Genomic DNA, 19,451 nt, shown 5'->3' on the forward strand with positions numbered 1-19,451 from the left:
CTCTTACTCTCTTTATATTAAAAACTGCTTAATTTAGTCATTTATTTTTTACCATATAAAAAGTAACTCTTTCACTATGATTATCAGCCGAAGTCCAATATATTAATTCTTCTCCATTTTTGTAATGAATTATTGGTCGTTGAGATATTTCATTTTTACCCCAAGCCCAACAAGGATTATTTGGAGGTGCCTTTCTATATTCTTTTAATGTTGGAAGTCGATAACCATTTGCATTTTTATCTAAAACAAAGCCTTTCGCATCTGTATTATAGTTATTATACAGATTTATAGGTTTTTCATTCAAATAATAACAAGGTGTGAGACCTTCTTTTATACTTAAATCATTACAATATGCAATTGCATAAAAAAACCTATAGTTAAATACAGGTTTTAACGAATCTTCTAAAGGAAAATCCTCTACAACATAAAGAGTTTTCTCTTGTTCCTTTGTGGGTATAACATACTCCATTTTTTTCCTCCATAACTCAGTGCACCGTTCGCCTAACATTCGCTTAACCTGCATTTGTGTCTTTGCCGACGCACAAAGCAGTGGCAAAGTTGGCGCGAAAGTTGCGGTGCCGTATAGGCACTTTAAGCAACTTTCGTGCCAAAACAAATGTCAGCGTTGAAGCGAGTGTTAGAAAGTTCCTTTAGTACTATACTCAGGGTCTATCTTCCTTAAAACTCCTTCGATTACTTGAATAAATACATTTATTCTTTTTTTACTTGCATCAAAATTTACATTTTTAATACTAGATATAGCAAGTAAATGTAATTCTCTACAATAATCCAAAAATAAATTTTTCTCAGTGCTGCTCAAGTTAGAATAGTATTTTTTATAATATTCAGCATATTTCATACCAACGCTATAAGGATAATGTCTATTATCACGCATTTGTCTAGGGTTGGTTATTATAGTTTGAACTTTTTGCAAAACATCAAAATGACTTGGAATATCACCAAGTATACATTGCTCCATCAGTAATTTTCCATATTGATTATCTATTTGAAAAGTGTCATAATTATTAATAGTGTGAGCAAAAGAGTATGCATTTTGAATATAAACATCTGCTTGATCAAGTTCATTTAATGCAATCATTGCTATAGAGTATTGTAGCCAAAATTGAGGATTTTCTTTACACAATCGAAAATCTTTTGCAAGCATATAGAAATCAATAATATGCTTTCTATGTTGATTTTTATTACGAAAAATTTTTTCTAAATTTCCATACATTGTTAGTTCTTTTACAAATAATTTTGAGAATGAAGTATGCCTCTTTTCTGCAACTTTTGATGCATTATAAATAGTTGAGAATAGTAATTCATTACTACCTAATAATTCGATTAAACATTGAGACAAAATAGATGACTTTAATACTACTTGTCCAGTTTTAAAATCAAAAATTTCTTGAAAATCTGAATCTTGACGTAAAATATCTAAATTAGCTTCAAAGTCAATAAGTTCTTGTAAATCATTAATATCAGGGCTGAGACCAATAACATCTGAGACTAGCAATAATATAAATAGTTTAAAACCAGATTCACTTGATGTCATTTTTTTAATTATGGCTTCTATTCGTTTTTTTATATCTTTTGATTTTATAATATCGATAAGAAAAAATGAAAGTTGTTTTTTACATTTTCTTTGTAGATAGTCTTTTTTCTCATTATCTGTATAGTGAGCTATATCTCCCCAAAAATTATATTTATTTAATAATTTTACAAATTCATTAATATCATTATCAGTTAATATATTTAAATCAATTCCATGGTGATTAAAATTTAATGAGTTCTCTAGATTTGCAATAGTTACATCATAGATATTTGTTCGTTCTGATAACACTACTTTTATATCTTTTGATAATAATTGAGCCAATATCTTTTTAGTAGTATGATAGAATAAGTTGTAACGATCAATTATTATTACAATCTTACCGTTCTCCTTTGAAATGAACTCAATTTCTTCATCAATATTTTGATAGGGTTTATTAAAATAGAATACCTTATATCCATTACTGCTTAATTGATAAGACAAAATATTGAGGCACAATGTTTTTCCGTTACCCATGTTTGAATGAATAACCGGAATCAAATCATCATTGAAACAATCAACTATAGTGTTAATTGGATTACGCAAGATTACGTAGTCAGAAGTAGCAGTAGAAATTGATTGTTCTATTAATTTCTGATTAATATTTCCCCAGAAAAGTAAATTAAAAACATCGGAATCATTAACTTTCTCTTTGAGAGAGTTTGTAAAAACCCGCTGCTCAAAGCAGGCTAATGCATTTTTATCAAATTCTTCATATTCAATCTTTTTTTTACTCATCTCAATTGAAAATAACTCAACTCCCGCTCTACACACTTGTCCATACCGCCCTAATTTTTCTATATTTAGATCAGTTTCTTTATCCCAAACAACAAAATATGTTTTTTTTATGTTATGAGCATCACTAAAAAATAGGCGTTTGATATCTAAATCCCCGTCAAGTGAAAAGCCAATAAAAAGGATAACATCAGCTATATTGATATCTGCTTTCAATTGTTCATACCATGTAGAGGATGTTATTGTATCTACTAAATATGACCTTCCTATCAGTTTGAAAAAATTATCAATATTTGATTGTGACAATTCCTTAATATAACCATTTAGATGAATAACTAAATTTGACTTATTTCTATATGATGCAATATCTTGTTCAATTGATGCACTATCGATAAGCTTTTTATTTTTTATAAAAATATTTTCTAATAAATCATCGTAATTTGTTGTATATATCCGAAACCATTTTTGTTGAGAAAAAGAATCGTAATAAGACTCATATTCTGCTATAGTGAAAATTTCCCTTATAGATTGAATTAAGGCAGATATACCGTATTTCTCGATATATTTTTCTGCTGCAAACTGCAAATCAGAATCGCCATCCTTTATACCACATTTAGTATAAATATACTTCGCTAATTGGCTTCCAATAGGTAATCTATTATTGTTATGATTTTTAGCACCAATTGAAAAACCAGAACCAAGAAAAAGCATTACTCTTTTTCCGTCAGAAATCTTTTCAAGCAAGTCATATAATTCAATCATTATTATCTCCTTCTGGTTAATCTTCCTAACATTCGCTTAACCTGCATTGCCGCAAAGGCAATGTCAGGTTGAAGCGGGTGTTAGACGAATTGAATTTTTATCCCTCTACAAGTCTTCCTGTTAAATATTTATGTAAAACACTTCCTGCAAAAATTTCATATTCCATACCTTCTTCAAAAGCTTTGGCTTTTAGATTATTTATATCTTGCTTGGCAAGTATTACATCTATCTTTTCTTTTTTCATAAGCATAGTTTTAGCAGCTTTTTTTAAATCATTGCGAAGATCATAAAAATTTTTTACCGCTTCCCATTCATCATTTTCTATAGATTCATACAGCTCTTTTTCAGTATTCATTTTCTTCTCCTTTAATATCAAGATATTTTGCCGTATATTTTCTACTTGGAAAAATAGTTTTCAAAAAACAAACATTATTTTCAAGTACGCAAGGAACTACATATACATATCTATCAATTTCTACAAGAAGCAAAAGTTGATTTGGATATTTTTCTTTATTTGGATGCTCTAAAATATCCAACAAACTATCTTGTTCAATTGCTATAATAATCCGCTCAAACGATATATTTCTATCTCTTTTAAGCATTATATTCTTTTCATTATTCCAATCGAATATCATACTATAAATAATATATCACTTTTCCAGTTTTTTAACAATAAATCCTAATATTACAAACACCACAACCGTCGGAATGACTTATATTTTGTTAATTTCCTTAATAAGTTTTAAAATTATTAGATAAAAATTTATTTTTTCTCATCCTCAAATAGCCATTATAATAAAAGACACTCTTGCTCAAAGTAACCTAACCCATTAATTGGGGCTTTAAACTTTAATTTATAAAAATATATCCTATTTTTCAAAGTTACAGCTTATCGTGCCGTAAGGCATCCGTCTAACATTCGCTTAACCTGCATTGCTGTAAAGTCAATGTCAGGTTGAAGCGGGTGTTAGATTTCCTTTCATAAATATAATATAATTCTAAAAAATTGAAAAACGAAACAGTCAATTTAATTAATCAATAATGTTTGACAATTTTTCATTTGGTAACTCATAAAAAATTTTGATCTCTAGTATATATTCCAGAATTTTTATTTGATTTTATGATTATTATTTAAAACAAGTAAAAAATTCTGTGCTAATCTACTATCTAAAGGTGCAGCAAAATTGGTTAGTTTGACATAAAATTCTGAAATATCTTTATAGGAAAATGAAAGTTCTTTACCAATTCTAAATTTAGAATTAGGAAATTTTTCAAAAAAACTTTTATTTATGATAGCTCTATTGTGAACAATTAGATTTCGTTTTTTTACAATTTCATCAAACCACATCATATCTTCTTCATTTAAAAACAATTTAACCTCTATTTTTTCAAATCCACGTTTTATATCATTAGTTTTACCATAAGCTATATTTTTTATTTTGCTTGACTCTAAAATAGCAGACTGCTTCGCTACAATTTCTTCCAGAATATTTTTTAAATACATAATAAGATTATCAACACCTCGTGCATATAGAAACTGCCCTAAAAATTTTTCATATTTATAAATAGAAAACCAATGATCAAACTTACCACTTCGTACTAAATCTGATAACTCTTTAAATCTATTATTTTTGGAATCTTCAAGAACTTCAGATGCAAAATATCGTATTTCATAAAAATTTTTCGGAATACTAGCAAATTTATCTGCAAGCAAAAGGAATGTAATAAATCTGTCAATATCATTTATTTCTGTAGTAAATTTCAAATATGATTCTGTACATTCTTCTAAAATGATAGCATCAAACTTATTTTTGAGGTTATCAGTATATTCATTTTCCATATAAACATCACTCCTTCACGTAAATAATAATATAAAAAGAACTACAGAACAATTGAAATGAGTCTAACATTCGCTTAAACGGCGGCAAGCTTGACTTGCCGTCCGCTTTGAAGCTTTGTTATACGACTTTTAGCAAGTTTTTTATTTGCAAATCTACATATTTTACGATTTTAATATCAGTTTCTTTTTCAAATAGATTTGTGTTATGTTTTTCATTAGTTTGGATTAGTATTTTTATAGGAAAATCCTTACCACAAACAGCATTTTCCAAACTAGCAATAGCATCATCTATAGTTTCAGAATTTTTTTGAATTTTTATAGGAATTAGAGAATTATCATTTCTGATAAAACCATCTATGCCCTTATTTCGTTGAACAGGAATTGCATTTAATAAAGACAATAAATTATTTTCAAATGAATTTTTTTCAATATAAGAATCAATACCTTTTGAAAGAACTCCAGATTCTGATATTATCATTTCTGAAAGTCGTTTTTTAGAAAGTTCAATAGCATCAAGATTTTTATCTATGCCAATAAATTTACGATTTAGTGATTTTGCAGCAACACAAGTTGTTCCGCTTCCACAAAATGGATCAAGAACAACGTCACCATCATTTGTAACAAGTTCAATTATTCGCTGAATAAGTTTTACAGGTTTTTGTGTTGGATATCCACATCTTTCTTTTGCTTTAGGATTTAAGAAAGGAATTTCCCATACATCAGATAAAGGAACACCTTTTTTCTCTGATGTAAGAACAATATTTCCTTTAGAATCTTTTTTATATTCTGATTTACCATTTGAGTTTCTTACTCGTTCTTGTAGAATCTGATCAATATTCGTAGATGGTGAATAATCTGTGTAAAACTGATTAAATTTAAAATTTTTTGTTTTACTATAGAAATAAATATTTTGGTGAGCATTTAAAAGCCCTTTTTTTGAATTAGACCATCTCTTATATGACCAAATAATTTCACTTTGAAAATTATTTTCGCCAAATATCTCATCAAGCTCCATCCTTAAATAGTGAGAGGCATATCTATCACAATGAAGAAATATAGAGCCATTATTTGTAAGAATCCGCCTTATTTCTTTTAAAATTGGCGAAATAAAAGAAATATATTCAGCTTTTGAAGAAAACTTATCATTAAATGAATATGTCTTGCCATTAGAACGAGAACTTAATTCGTGCTCTTTTTGGGAAAAAAACGGTGGATCTAAATACACAAGATTTACAGAACTGTCAGCAATATTTTTTAATACTTCACAAGCATCGCCTGTAATAACAGAATTCAAATCAACAGTAGTCATATTCCGCTGTCCTTTCATCTGCAATTTTTTCGAGAATCTCTTTTAAATCAAAGCCTGTATATTCTTTTATAAAATTCCATGCATCATCGCCCGCATAATATTTGCCATTTATACCTTCATATAAAGTTTTTAAGGTTTCTTGTATGCGAATAGCCTGTTCTCGTTGTGGATAGTAAAACATAACACGAATAGGTTTATATCCTTTTTGACTTATTACCTTTACACGAGTATGTTCTTTTGTGATGTGGTCTCCATCGGTTGTCGCATCACGCCATTTTATTTCTAAAGCATCTTTACTATTTAAAAAATCTATTTCATAAGTCAAAGGTCTTTTTCCAAGTGTATTTGGAATTCTTGTTTTACTACCATTCGGATATTTATGTTTCAAACATAAAACTGCGGATTCTTCAAGAAATGAACCTGCATATTTGTAAACAAAACGTCCTTTGTTTTGGTATATGTCGATTAAATTCCCTTCTGATTCAGATATCCCTAAAACTCTATAAATTAAAAAATGTGAATTATCATCTGATTTCATTTCTTCTGTACGTTCATCAATTTTCATACGCAATTCACTTGCGTATTTATCCGAAAGAGATTTTATTTCTTTGTATAATGCTGTATTCATATCTCTAAATATAATATATATTAGTCAAAATTTCTATATCGTTTCTCAACTAGCCCTGAGGGCTATGCGTCCTAACTACCGCTTAACCTGCATTGCCGTGCCCGTATAGGGCTTGGCGTGGAAATTGCATAAAGGAAGCGGAGCCGCTTTAGCGGCACAGCGACATAAGCAATCTCCATGACAAAGGCAATGTCAGCGTTGGAGCGGGTGTTAGACGAATTGAATTTTTATCCCTCTATAAGTCTTCCTGTTAGATATTTATGTAAAACACTTCCTGCAAAAATTTCATATTCCATACCTTCTTCAAAAGCTTTGGCTTTTAGATTATTTATATCTTGCTTGGCAAGTATTACATCTATCTTTTCTTTTTTCATAAGCATAGTTTTAGCAGCTTTTTTTAAATCATTGCGAAGATCATAAAAATTTTTTACCGCTTCCCATTCATCATTTTCTATAGATTCATACAGCTCTTTTTCAGTATTCATTTTCTTCTCCTTTAATATCAAGATATTTTGCCGTATATTTTCTACTTGGAAAAATAGTTTTCAAAAAACAAACATTATTTTCAAGTACGCAAGGAACTACATATACATATCTATCAATTTCTACAAGAAGCAAAAGTTGATTTGGATATTTTTCTTTATTTGGATGCTCTAAAATATCCAACAAACTATCTTGTTCAATTGCTATAATAATCCGCTCAAACGATATATTTCTATCTCTTTTAAGCATTATATTCTTTTCATTATTCCAATCGAATATCATACTATAAATAATATATCACTTTTCCAGTTTTTTAACAATAAATCCTAATATTACAAACACCACAACCGTCGGAATGACTTATATTTTGTTAATTTCCTTAATAAGTTTTAAAATTATTAGATAAAAATTTATTTTTTCTCATCCTCAAATAGCCATTATAATAAAAGACACTCTTGCTCAAAGTAACCTAACCCATTAATTGGGGCTTTAAACTTTAATTTATAAAAATATATCCTATTTTTCAAAGTTACAGCTTATCGTGCCGTAAGGCATCCGTCTAACTAACGCTTAACCTGCATTGCCGCAAAGGCAATGTTAGGTTGAAGCGGGTGTTATGGCAAAATTACTGCTTTTACAGAATTAGATTTCTTAATTTCTTTTTTCATTAAGAAATATTCTGTACTGTTTTTGACAGCGTACCCTTCTATTATGATATTTTTCCTAAGCGGCGTAAAGCCGCGTACTACTGATTCTTCGCGTAACCCCTAAAGTTCAATTTCATTTTAGGAAGAAAGCTCGACTTGCTTTCTAAAATATTCCTTTTTTCTATAAACCTTATTTCTAAAAAATTAAAGAAAATTTATATATCTATTTTTCTTTCCTCCGAAATGTTGGCGTACAATTTCTTCATGACCATCTTCAAATATAAGATTAATTTCCAAATTAATTTCCACTGTATTATCTTTTTTGTAAGTAATCGGAATTTCGAAATAAATACAATAATCTTCTGTTTCTGGATATTCTTCATGTTTGAAGTTTACAGTCTTATATTCTTTGAAATATTCAAGGTATTCATCTTTTCTGTCGTATTTTGAAGTAATTACTGAATGGTATATTTCTGTTATATCCATAAATACCATTTCTCGTTCATTTCGAGTCCAACTACTTGAATCCATAAAAGAAGAAGAATTTCCATTTTTTATTAATTCATTATTAAGAATTTCAGCTTTTATAATTTTCCCAGATTTGCTTTGTATTTTAAATTGAAAATAATATCGTCTACGATAATGAACAAAAAAAATATTATAGCCTTCATAATCATAACTTGGAAAAAAAGATGAATCTATATAGACATTTGAATCTTCATATTCTGCATTACTATTTTCATATGCATCATACATTAATCCGACAAAGAAAAATCTATATACAAGAAAAAGAAATAATAAAATTGAAGATGTTATAAAAAATACTTTCTTCATTTTTCCTTCTAAAAAAGCAGGCCAGTAACCTGTCGCCATAACATTGTTTTAAACCGCAAACCGGCTCGTCCGGTTTGTCGGCTTTGAAAACGGTGTTATGTGATTTATTAACTAAATTTTCTTTTTAAGGAAGCTATATTTTCTATCTCCTCTTTCTTTTTATATTTATTCAATATTAGACTTTCAATAACTTTATATGTTTTATACAAATCATACTTACTTATAATTCCATATCCATGAGAACCTTCATTCCCAACATTTTTTAATATTTTCAAAGTCTCTTTTTGTGGACTATTTATTTTTTTGCAGTTATCTATTCTTTCAGATAAATTTCTAAACTTACCATCTAAAGATGTTTCTGAAACTCCTAATTCGGTTAAAAACATATCTAAAAATACTCGTATTTTATTTGCACATGAATTTTTATCAGAGAAGTATAATAAAAAACTTTCTCGGAGAACCTTTTTCAAATCTTCATTTAGTAAATAATCTATATTAATAAAATCTTTTACTCTTTCGAAATATTTGATTTCATAGACTTCTTCAACATATCGTTCACAATAATCATCTATCTGTTGGGTATAATACTCTGAATAGGATGATTCTCCAAGAAAGGCAATTTTTTCAGAACAATTATTACAGCACAAGAAGCCTATAAATGAATTTCTGAACCAATCTGTATCATATTCTCCATAATAATCAGTTCTTATTTTTTCATTAAAATTCTTGTACTCTTCATTTATAATAGATTTATCATCACTTATACAAAGTCTTCCTTTTTGACATTCTGGACATAAAAAATCTGTTTGAATGGGATATTTCTTTTTAATATCAGAGTAGCCAATAATTAATCTATCAGGAAAAAATAAATCTTCTTTTTTATCTGAAAAAATTTTAAATTCTTCATCATATATTTTACTTAAAATTTTTGATTCTATTTCATGAATATCATCCATATATTCTAAATAATAAATTGAATTTTTATAAACAATTTCAATTCTCGTATTTTCAAATTGAATTGCTAATTTTGAAATATTGTTTCTTTTATCAAACGTAATAAAGAATAAAGTAAAAGAAATACTTTTGCTTTGATTATCTTCTATATTAAATTCTTTTGAAGTTTCATCTAATTTTTTATATTTTGCTTTATATTTTTTTCCTGCATTAGTTTCATTTTTAATTTTCTTAGCAAGATTCTCGAAATCATCATATTTCATTTTTTTCTCCTAAGCGCCTAATAGGGCGTCCACATAACATCCGCTTAACCTGCATTTGCGGCTCGTCCGCAATGTCAGGTTGAAGCGGGTGTTAGATGTTTTCATCTATTTTATTGGCTTTTAAAACTGCATGTATCATAGCATCATTTTTATACTGCTCGCCTAATTCTTTTATATTCTCAATAAATTTTTTACTATCTTCAATATATTCATAAAAAGAATACACCTCAAGATTTCCTTTTGCATAACAATAAAATATGTCATTATATTTTTTACACAATTTGAAAAATAACTTATATTTTTTTGTTTTAATTAAATAATATAATAAATGCATTACAGGGTGTATAATAGTATCCATTATCATATACTGCCATAATTCAAATGAAAAACCTGTTGGCAAATCTTTTCTCTGTAAATCCGCTTCTGTATACAACAGCACAATATTTTTATATTCATTCAGTTCAAAGATTAGTTTCTTCTGTAATTCTGTAATATGCTTATTCCTATTTTTTATATAATTTTGTTTATTGAATATATCGATATTACTTATTTCTTGAAAATCTTGGTTATGTACAATAGCGTTTAGTTTATTTTTTGAAAACATAATCCATTCCAAAAGATGCGCAATGACATCTTTATAATTCCAATCATCATAATTACTGACGAGTTGTTCACTTTTGTAACTACTTATAAAATCAGCAATATCTATTTCTATTTTATTGATTTCTGTTATTATTTCTTTAATTGTCATTTTTCTTTTTTTCTGTATCCATAATTTTTATCAGTTGGTTCTTAAATTCAGGAATAATGTTTTTTGCAACATCCCACACAATTTCATAATCAACGGAAAAATAACCATGAATGAGTTTATCTCTCATACCGGCAATATTTCTCCATGGAACTTCTTTATATTTAATGATTATATCATTTGAAATGTTTTTAACGGCTTCTCCAATAATTTCAATACTCCGTGCAAATGCCCGTTGCGTTTTTTCATCTTTTAGAAACGCCTCTTTTGTCATAGTACCTGTTTCAGATTCCAAAAAAATGATTTCATCAAAAATATGATTATACAAATCTTCATTGGATCGATACATATTCAACCTCATTGAGTATTCTCTGACCAATATACGGACTTAAACTTTCTATAGTTAATAAATCTATTTTTGTATTCAAATTATCTTCCAAGTAATAAACTAAATTTATAAAGTTATTATAGTTTTTTTTATTAGCATGAAATTCTACTAATATATCAATATCGCTATTTTTATTTTGTTGATTATGTATATAAGAACCAAAAAGACCTATTTTTTTTACGCCATAGGACTGGAGAATGTTTTTATTATATTCTAAGAAATTAAAAATCTCTTTTTTTTCTTTAGGTTTCATAGCTCTATTATACTTTTTTTTAATATTAAATCTAGCTTTATATCTAAAAATTCAGCTCGTGCAGTAGCACGAGTCCATCTAACATTCGCTTAACCTGCATTTGCGGCTTTGCCGCAATGTCAGGTTGAAGCGGGTGTTATACCGGATATTCCATCGCCCAATCCTCAATTAATAAGCCTTCTACTCTTGAAAACTCCTTGATATTGTGTGTTATCAATGTTCCACCGTTTGCTAGAATTGTTGCTGCAATCATCATGTCATTCGGACCGATTATGGTGCCATTTGACGATAAAATTTTTCTTAATTTTCCGTATTCTATCGATGATTTTTTATCAAAAACAGCTGTCGGATATAAATCTAAAAATGGTTTATAAACTGAAATTGTCTTTTCATAATCGTTGGAATTCCTTGCCCCGTATTCGAGCTCCGCAAGAACAACAGACGGAATAACTATTCGATATCCTTGCCGCTTCCAAAATACTGCCAAATATTTTTTTTATTTGATTCCTCGCGTAGGTCGAAAGGAAGCCCATTAACAGCAACCGTTTTTTTCATAAAAATTCTGATAGCTGTCGGTAAATCCAGTCCGTAATAATCATAGATATGAGTAACTTCACCTTTTAGAGCTTGATCAACTCTAATTTGAACAAGTGTTGTATTTATCATCACTTCCTCCCTTTTAAGCATTCGATATTCATACATTCATATAGATATTATATATTTAAATAAGTTGTTTTTCAAGGTTGCATCAAGGCTGTTTTTAATGATAGAACTTGTAACTATTTAAAACTTAAATGTCCATTTTCTAATACAAACTGTATTGTCCCAAAAATGATCTTTTTTGTTCTTGAACTCAATTCTGCAAATAAATTTCGTATTTCTGTTTCAGGATATTTTTATTATTATAGAACAAAACTACTTGCTTTTTTAATCTGATATAGATCTAATTCCTCAACTCGTCCGGATAATTCGTTTTTATACACCTCTTTTATATCACCGCCCTATGCGGCGGTGTCGGTATAACATTGTTTCAGCCCTTCCTCATAATATCATAAAAACTACTCGTTCGCAATCTAAACTGTTACAAGATAAGAAATTAAATCTTTCTTCCATAGTATCCACCGGAACACATCATCAACAGCCAGATTAGGCCTATCTTCGCTAAATAGGATAAAGACAAATCGCATTCAATCTATAGGATACATAATTAATAATACGCTCGGTACCAAAAGTACAAATTGATAATCTTGCTATGATGTTTGATGGCGAGAAGATGAAATTACACTCCACCTCACCATAAGATTATGTTCGGCATAGAGGTTAAATACTCAGACCAGATATTTATCATATCCATCGCAAGTCACATCTAAAGAAAACTTCTAAAACCTGAAGTTTTTAGCAGTTCCCAATACTTTCTTAGAATATATCTTCCTTTTTGACATTCCCCCGATTTCGCTATATACTGAAATCATCATAGATGATAGCGACTCTCTTAAAGAGAGAATATCTATCGGTATTCTACATTTATTATTTCATGATAGGAGTTTTTATGATTATTTTGACATTGAACTGCGGCAGTTCTTCGGTAAAGTATCAGGTGTATGATTGGGACAATAAAAGTGTCCTCGCATCGGGTGTTGTAGAGCGGGTAACCCAACCCGGCAGCGTGATTACCCACGAGGCAAGAGGAAAAGACAAGTATGTGCTGGAAAGTCCTTGTCCAACCCACACGGATGCGGTTCAGCTCATCATTAAAACGTTGACGCATTCGTCCGTAGGTGTTATCACCGATATGAATGTGATTAAGGCTGTCGGGCACCGTGTGACCCATGGCGGAGATAAGTTTATCAAATCGGTTATCGTAACCCCCGAAATTCTCAATACGTTCCGCGAAGTACAGGATTTAGGTCCGCTCCACAACCCTGCCAATATCATGGGTATCGAGGCTGCCCAGAAGATTTTACCGAATGTCCCGCACTGCGCGATTATCGACACGGCATGGCATCAGACGATGCCCGAGACCAGCTTTATGTATGCTATTCCGCATGAATGGTATGAAAAATACTATGCCCGCCGCTACGGATTCCACGGTACCAGCTTTTTATACACAGCAAAGCGGGCGTCCGTCATTCTTGGAAAAAAGCCTGAGGATACCAATATCGTCATCGCCCATATTGGGAACGGCGCTTCGATGTGCTGCGTTAAGCAGGGCAAGAGTTTCGATACCTCGATGGGACTGACGCCCTTGGAAGGCTTAGTCATGGGAACCCGCTCCGGCGATTGCGACCCGGCGCTTCCCTTCTATATTATGCGAAAAACCGGCATGACACCGGCGGAAATGGATACTGCCTTGAACAAGAAATCAGGCTTACTCGGTGTTACCGGACAATATGTTGACCGCCGCGATGTTTCAGAAGCTATGGGGGAAGGCGATAAACGGGCACGGCTTGCCTTTAATATGGAAGTATATCGCTTGCAAAAATACTTTGGCGCCTATATTGCTGCGCTTGGTCAAAAACCGGATGCAATCGTCTTCACTGCCGGTGTAGGAGAATTCGGCTTTGACACCCGGCTCGCCGTCTGCGAAGGCTTAACCCATCTCGGTATCAAGATTGATCCCAAAAAGAATGCGCTTGCCCGCACCCGCAATGCAGAAACCTGCATCAGTGCTGATGACTCGCCGGTAAAGATATTTGTTATCCCCACCGACGAAGAGCTCGTTATGACGGAAGACGCATATGCATTGATGAAGGGAACCTACGACGTGCATACCAAGTTCACCTATTCATTCCAGTCGCCCGACTATGTCAACAAAGCTCGCGCGGAAGGCTTAAAAAAAGACCTTGAAAAAAAACCGGAACTTGCAAACATCGTCGTAAAGATTCCCGGCGCACGGTAAACATGGGGCTGTCTAAAAACTTCAGTTTTTGGACAGCTTCCTTAGATTTAGATGCGATGTTTAAAATTAAGTCGTTGCTGTATAAAAACTTAATTTTAAACTCGTCGGGGATGTCCCGAAAGTAACCAACTTTTGGGACATCCCCATTGTTTCTGACATACATCCGTGCATGTCGGGAGTTGAAGTTTCGCCTGATGCGTTTATCCTCGGCCGGACGAAAGGCTTACAGCTGATGTGAGGTCGTCGGACATCTCTAAAAAGCTAACCGAGCTTTTAGAGATGTCCATAAACCTTATATCTCGTCTAGGATTGCGTACAGGTACCCGCATCAGGCCGTGTTCTTCCCTCACTCCCCTTGTCTGCAACCATAGTTCTTTTTACATAACCAAGGTTCTTTTTTATTGGAATCGCTTTTTGTATAGAAGATTTTTGATATTATATTCTAATTTCCGATTCGTTGTCGAGCAGTGTGTATACTGAGTACTGCTCAATGCGTCCAAATCTTTAGGAGGATATATTAATGGATAAAAATGGAAGGACGAACCTGTTTTTAGGCTGGGCAGCGGTGCTGATGCTTGCCGCATCGGTTTTATTTACCGCCTGTCCCAATGCAACAAAGACACCGGAGTCGCCTACACCGATGCCTGAGTACACACCCGTCGCTTACGACAAACTTGCAGAATACCTTGCAAATACTGCTTCAACCACAGAGATAAACAAAATCGAAGTAACCGGTCTTGAGGCAGAGCACTTAAAAGGGGATGATTTCGGATATCCCCCTAAACCGAGTCCGCTCGGAGCAATTCTGCAAGCCCACCCGACTAAAAAGGTTGCACTTAAATTAGGCGGAAGCGTATCAGCTCTTATGGATATGCCCTTCTGCTTTTACGGCTGCAAAAGCCTTGTAAGAGTAACGGCAATACCGAAAGGTGTTAAGGATATGACTGGCTGCTTTGACTCATGTACAAGCCTTACGCAGGCGCCGGTACTGCCGGAAAGCGTTACGAAGATGACCGGCTGCTTTCGAGACTGTACAAGCCTTACAAAGGCGCCTGCGATACCGAAAGGCGTTGACGATATGAAAAGTTGCTTTGCCTCATGCACAAGTCTTAAAGAGGCACCGGCAATACCGAAAGACGTTAAAGATCTGAAAAGTTGCTTTGCCTCATGCATAAATCTTACGCAAGCACCGGCAATACCGGAAGGCGTTAAGGATATGAGCTACTGCTTTCAAAACTGTACAAGTCTTACAAAGGCTCCGGCATCAATACCGGCAAGTGTTGAAAATATGAGTCAATGCTTTGAAAACTGCACAAGTCTTACAGAGGCTCCTGCATCAATACCGGCAAGTGTTAAAGATATGAGCCAATGCTTTCAAAAATGCACAAGTCTTACGCAGGGACCGGCAATATCGGAAGGCGTTGAGGACATGAAAGCCTGCTTTTGGGGCTGCACAAGTCTTACGGAGGTTCCGGCAATACCGGCAAGCGTTACGGAGATGTCAGGCTGCTTTCTCGACTGTGAAGTGCTTACCTCCGTTACGCTTAAATGCAATTATGGTGACGGTAAGTTTGTCAGTGCATTCAAGAGCTGCATTGCCCTCGGCGAAAAGAGCATAAAAGTACCGCAAGCGTATTACGGCAACTACACTACAGCTAAAGCGCTCCATAGTATGGTTGTTCCCGGCACTACCGAAGCCGAAAAAAAAGCAAAGTTTGAAGGGCTGACGCAGCTTAATCCTTAATTCAATGCATAATGGATAATTCCTTTAATTGATAATTGGTAATGGGTAATCGATGTTGGCGGCAGAAGCCAATTATTACCCATTACAAATTGCAAAATTATTTCCATCCCCTTCGCCCCATCCTATCTTCTTTAAACAACGAGCTTAGTCATCTATTTAAGAAAAAGCAAACTGCACTTTTGTATTTTAATATTGGTTTCTTCTTGACAATTACTTCTGTTTAGCATTAGTATAGAAGTATGATAAGAAGTTTTGATGATATAGAAACAGAAGCAATATGCAAAGGTAATAAAAGTAAAAAGTTACCGATGACAATTCAGAATGTTGCAAGAAGAAAACTTCGAATGATTGAAGCTGCAAAAGTGGTAGAAGATTTAAGGATTCCTCTGGGAAATCGTTTAGAAAAACTTGTTGGGAATTTAGACGGATTTTATTCAATCAGAATAAATGATCAATGGAGAATTATATTTAAGTTTGAAAATGGAGGTGCAGAAAATGTTAGAATCACAGATTATCACTGATGAAGATGAAAAATTACCCAATATTCATCCAGGAGAAATTCTTAAAGAAGATTTTTTAAATGCAATGAACATTTCTGCATATCGTCTGGCAAAAGAAATCAATGTTCCTGAAACAAGAATCTCCGAAATAATTCACGGAAAGCGTTCAATTACTGCGGATACCGCTATCAGATTTTCAAAATTCTTTGGAACGACAGCAGAATTCTGGCTCAATCTTCAGAATTTGTATGATTTAGAAGAAGAAAACAATAATCACTCCCGAGAATTTGAAACAATAAAAATGCACGCATATGCATAAATTGTCTAACATCCGCTTCAACGCTGACAAACGGGATTATGCCCATTTGCAGATTAAGCGAATGTTAGCAGCCGAATATGACTATGATACGTTGAGGATTTTCAGTAGCGGCACGGATAAATAAGTGCTTTTGAAAATAAATTTTTCGTAAGCCGTTTGAAAATAGACGATGCAGATACGAGGCGCGAGCACAAATTAACCGCAGGCACGGTAAAAAATATACATCCTTGTATATTTTTTACCTACGTGTTTGCAGGGCAAACACGCTACTGACTAAAACCCCCGCCATCCGTGGCGGTTCTGATACGTTGAGGATTTTCAGCAGTGGCACGGATGCCACTACTGGTTTAAACAGTAGCGATATTTCGGCAAAGCCGAAATTCGCCATTAAAAGTGTACAGGGATGTACACTTTTAATGATGCAACGAAGTAGATGCGCCGTATATTTTCAAACGGAGAAAAGGAGACTCGTATGTACATAAAAAAATTGATAGGCACCCAATGCTATCTTGCGCCGCTCAATATTGAAGATGCCGAACAGTATGCCGTTTGGCTCAACGATATGGAAGTGACCGAAAATCTGCAATTAATTTCGTCGATTATTCCTGTCGATGGAGAAAGAGAGCTTCTAAAAAAGCTCGCTCAAGATCACAATTACGGTATCATCGACAAAAAGACTAATGAACTGATTGGCAATGTCGGCTTTATCGACATCAATCATCTTCACCGGACGGCGGAAATCGGTATCTTCATCGGCAATAAGGGCTATTGGGGTAAGGGATACGGGCGAGAAGCGCTGTCGCTGCTGCTGGATTACGCTTTTAAAAAGCTCAACTTGCATAATATTCTATTACGAGTGTATGACTTTAATCAGCGTGCCGTTGCCTGCTACGAAAAAGTCGGCTTTAAAAAAATCGGAGAAATCCGCGACGGTTTAACCCGAAATATGGAATATCACAATATCATCCTGATGGATATTCTACCTGCAGATTTTTACGAAGCAAATCCGCAGTATAAAGTTGAAAAATAAGGAAACGCTTGCATAAAGTGTCGGAACTTCATAAAATACCGGAGTAACTTCAGCGGCCACAATAAGGCTGCCTCGTTATCCGTCGAGTTTCGGCAGAGCCGAAACATCGCTTATTAAACATGTGCGCTTTTCGCGCACTAATTCAACAGTTTCCAAAATACACATTTTATCCAACTGTTGAATTTTAAGGAATACCATGCTTGACTATCGATTTATCAAAAATAATTTGGAAGCGGTTAAACAAAATATTATTAACCGTGCGATGCATGCCGATGCGGAAGCTGCCGTCCGCCTCTTTGACGAACGAACTGAGATGGTAACTGCGTTGCAAGGGCTTCAGGCAAAACGAAATGAAAACTCCCTTGCAATGAAAAAGGCAAAGGACGCCGCAGAACGAAATGCACTTATCGAAACGGGTAAGGCGATCAAGGCTGAAATTGCAGCTGCCGAAGCAGCATTAAAAGAAAAGGAAGCGGCGCTTGATGCGGCCATGATGCAGATTCCGAACATGGCGCATCCCGATGCTCCCGTCGGTAAGGAAGATACGGAAAACTGCGAAGTAAAGCGAGTTGGTACCGTTCCTCAGTTCGATTTTGAGCCTAAGGATCACGTACAACTGGCGGAAGCGCTCGACTTAATCGACTTTGATGCTGCGACAAAGGTCTCCGGTGTAAAGTTTTACTACCTCAAAAATGAAGCAGTGTTTTTGGAACAGGCGCTGGTACTGTATGGCCTGAATATTTTGCGCAAGCACGGATTTATCCCGTTTATTACCCCGGATGTCGCAAAAGAAGAAATTCTCCGCGGTATCGGTTTTAATCCGCGCGGAAGCGAATCGAATGTCTATACTATAGAAGACGAAGGTACCTGCCTTGTCGCCACGGCGGAAATTACGCTTGGTGGCTATCATGCGGACGAAATACTCGAAAAAGCAAAGCTCCCGTTGATGTATTGCGGACTTTCGCACTGTTTTCGGCGCGAGGCTGGAGCTGCGGGGCAGTTCTCCAAGGGATTATACCGCGTACACCAATTTACCAAGCTGGAGATGTTCGTATACTGCACCCCCGAAGAATCGGATGCCATTCACGAAAAACTCCGTCTTATCGAAGAAGAAATCTTTACCGGTTTAGGCATTGCGTTCCGCGTTGTCGACACCTGTACCGGAGACCTCGGCGCTCCCGCCTATCGTAAATGGGATTTGGAAGCATGGATGCCCGGGCGCAACGGCGGGGAATGGGGAGAAGTTACCTCTACCTCAAACTGTACCGACTATCAGGCGCGCCGCCTCAATGTACGGTTTAAAGACGATGACGGGAAAAATAAATATGTGCATATGCTGAACGGTACGGCGATTGCCGTGTCCCGTGCGCTTGTCGCCATCATAGAAAATTATCAGCAGAAGGATGGCAGTATCAAAATTCCCGAAGTACTGGTGCCCTATTGCGGATTTGACGTCATCAAAAAGAGATAGGAGCGTTTGCAAAGTCTTGCATAAACCTCTCTATTTTTATATAATGCGTGATA

22 protein-coding genes are annotated in these 19,451 nt (G+C 34.0%); 6 read left to right on the top strand and 16 right to left on the bottom strand.

From position 1 onward, the window contains the following. Nucleotides 1-37 precede the first annotated feature (37 nt). The 16 genes from ABH09_RS02980 to ABH09_RS03055 all read right to left on the bottom strand — a co-directional run bounded on the left by ABH09_RS02980 (nt 38) and on the right by ABH09_RS03055 (nt 12,101). A complete protein-coding gene (locus ABH09_RS02980; protein WP_253715146.1) occupies nt 38-469 on the bottom strand; it encodes an SUMF1/EgtB/PvdO family nonheme iron enzyme in 432 nt (143 codons plus the stop codon). Between the two features lie 168 nt (nt 470-637). Continuing rightward, on the bottom strand, nt 638-3,088 hold the full coding sequence (locus tag ABH09_RS02985) for a P-loop NTPase (protein WP_253715147.1): 2,451 nt from the start codon (nt 3,086-3,088) through the stop codon (nt 638-640). Nucleotides 3,089-3,185: 97 nt separating this feature from the next. Continuing rightward, nucleotides 3,186-3,443: a hypothetical protein gene (locus ABH09_RS02990; protein WP_253715148.1), complete on the bottom strand. Its 258-nt coding sequence runs from the start codon at nt 3,441-3,443 to the stop codon at nt 3,186-3,188. Beyond that, a complete protein-coding gene (locus ABH09_RS02995) occupies nt 3,433-3,723 on the bottom strand; it encodes a hypothetical protein (protein ID WP_002669594.1) in 291 nt (96 codons plus the stop codon). The genes ABH09_RS02990 and ABH09_RS02995 overlap by 11 nt, the downstream gene beginning before the upstream one ends. Nucleotides 3,724-4,196: 473 nt before the next feature. Further along, the gene (locus tag ABH09_RS03000; protein WP_253715149.1) at nt 4,197-4,928 is read right to left on the bottom strand and encodes a hypothetical protein; all 732 of its coding nucleotides are present in this window, start codon (nt 4,926-4,928) and stop codon (nt 4,197-4,199) included. 118 nt (nt 4,929-5,046) lie between these two features. Continuing rightward, nucleotides 5,047-6,237, bottom strand: coding sequence for a DNA-methyltransferase (locus ABH09_RS03005; RefSeq protein ID WP_253715150.1), 1,191 nt, complete (start codon nt 6,235-6,237; stop codon nt 5,047-5,049). Then, nucleotides 6,224-6,865, bottom strand: a complete 642-nt coding sequence (locus tag ABH09_RS03010; RefSeq protein ID WP_253715151.1) for an ApaLI family restriction endonuclease — start codon at nt 6,863-6,865, stop codon at nt 6,224-6,226. The genes ABH09_RS03005 and ABH09_RS03010 overlap by 14 nt, the downstream gene beginning before the upstream one ends. A 227-nt stretch (nt 6,866-7,092) precedes the next feature. Beyond that, nucleotides 7,093-7,350 (bottom strand): hypothetical protein, encoded by a 258-nt coding sequence (locus ABH09_RS03015; RefSeq protein WP_162664135.1) that lies wholly within the window; start codon nt 7,348-7,350, stop codon nt 7,093-7,095. Next, nucleotides 7,340-7,630 (bottom strand): hypothetical protein, encoded by a 291-nt coding sequence (locus tag ABH09_RS03020; RefSeq protein ID WP_002669594.1) that lies wholly within the window; start codon nt 7,628-7,630, stop codon nt 7,340-7,342. Before ABH09_RS03020 ends, ABH09_RS03015 begins: the two co-directional genes overlap by 11 nt. Nucleotides 7,631-8,199: 569 nt before the next feature. Then, nucleotides 8,200-8,829 (bottom strand): hypothetical protein, encoded by a 630-nt coding sequence (locus ABH09_RS03025; protein ID WP_253715152.1) that lies wholly within the window; start codon nt 8,827-8,829, stop codon nt 8,200-8,202. Between the two features lie 107 nt (nt 8,830-8,936). Beyond that, complete coding sequence (locus ABH09_RS03030) at nt 8,937-10,046, bottom strand: DUF4145 domain-containing protein (protein ID WP_253715153.1); 1,110 nt, start codon at nt 10,044-10,046, stop codon at nt 8,937-8,939. A 91-nt stretch (nt 10,047-10,137) separates the two neighbouring features. Beyond that, on the bottom strand, nt 10,138-10,797 hold the full coding sequence (locus tag ABH09_RS03035) for a hypothetical protein (RefSeq protein ID WP_162664134.1): 660 nt from the start codon (nt 10,795-10,797) through the stop codon (nt 10,138-10,140). Continuing rightward, nucleotides 10,787-11,143, bottom strand: coding sequence for a HepT-like ribonuclease domain-containing protein (locus ABH09_RS03040; protein WP_162664133.1), 357 nt, complete (start codon nt 11,141-11,143; stop codon nt 10,787-10,789). The genes ABH09_RS03035 and ABH09_RS03040 overlap by 11 nt, the downstream gene beginning before the upstream one ends. After that, the gene (locus ABH09_RS03045; RefSeq protein WP_010697523.1) at nt 11,127-11,435 is read right to left on the bottom strand and encodes a nucleotidyltransferase family protein; all 309 of its coding nucleotides are present in this window, start codon (nt 11,433-11,435) and stop codon (nt 11,127-11,129) included. The genes ABH09_RS03040 and ABH09_RS03045 overlap by 17 nt, the downstream gene beginning before the upstream one ends. Nucleotides 11,436-11,571: 136 nt before the next feature. After that, the gene (locus tag ABH09_RS03050) at nt 11,572-11,922 is read right to left on the bottom strand and encodes a type II toxin-antitoxin system VapC family toxin (RefSeq protein ID WP_253715154.1); all 351 of its coding nucleotides are present in this window, start codon (nt 11,920-11,922) and stop codon (nt 11,572-11,574) included. Then, on the bottom strand, nt 11,886-12,101 hold the full coding sequence (locus ABH09_RS03055) for a type II toxin-antitoxin system RelB/DinJ family antitoxin (protein WP_253715155.1): 216 nt from the start codon (nt 12,099-12,101) through the stop codon (nt 11,886-11,888). The genes ABH09_RS03050 and ABH09_RS03055 overlap by 37 nt, the downstream gene beginning before the upstream one ends. A gap of 883 nt (nt 12,102-12,984) precedes the next feature. On the opposite strand from ABH09_RS03055, the gene ABH09_RS03060 reads away from it, so the two are divergent. From ABH09_RS03060 to serS, 6 genes are all read left to right on the top strand, one after another. Next, on the top strand, nt 12,985-14,334 hold the full coding sequence (locus tag ABH09_RS03060; protein ID WP_162662617.1) for an acetate kinase: 1,350 nt from the start codon (nt 12,985-12,987) through the stop codon (nt 14,332-14,334). 520 nt (nt 14,335-14,854) lie between these two features. Beyond that, a complete protein-coding gene (locus ABH09_RS03065; RefSeq protein WP_253715156.1) occupies nt 14,855-16,078 on the top strand; it encodes a leucine-rich repeat domain-containing protein in 1,224 nt (407 codons plus the stop codon). Between the two features lie 239 nt (nt 16,079-16,317). Beyond that, nucleotides 16,318-16,599 carry a type II toxin-antitoxin system RelE/ParE family toxin gene (locus tag ABH09_RS03070; protein ID WP_162662621.1) on the top strand — a complete coding sequence of 94 codons (282 nt, stop codon included), beginning with the start codon at nt 16,318-16,320 and terminating at the stop codon, nt 16,597-16,599. Continuing rightward, the gene (locus ABH09_RS03075) at nt 16,574-16,897 is read left to right on the top strand and encodes a HigA family addiction module antitoxin (protein WP_253715157.1); all 324 of its coding nucleotides are present in this window, start codon (nt 16,574-16,576) and stop codon (nt 16,895-16,897) included. Before ABH09_RS03070 ends, ABH09_RS03075 begins: the two co-directional genes overlap by 26 nt. Nucleotides 16,898-17,369: 472 nt before the next feature. Next, nucleotides 17,370-17,927, top strand: coding sequence for a GNAT family N-acetyltransferase (locus tag ABH09_RS03080; protein WP_253715158.1), 558 nt, complete (start codon nt 17,370-17,372; stop codon nt 17,925-17,927). Nucleotides 17,928-18,123: 196 nt separating this feature from the next. Continuing rightward, nucleotides 18,124-19,398 (top strand): serine--tRNA ligase, encoded by a 1,275-nt coding sequence (serS, locus tag ABH09_RS03085; protein WP_253715159.1) that lies wholly within the window; start codon nt 18,124-18,126, stop codon nt 19,396-19,398. Nucleotides 19,399-19,451: the final 53 nt, after the last annotated feature.

Source organism: Treponema sp. OMZ 803 (assembly GCF_024181165.1).
In the GTDB taxonomy this organism is placed as follows: Bacteria; Spirochaetota; Spirochaetia; order Treponematales; family Treponemataceae; genus Treponema.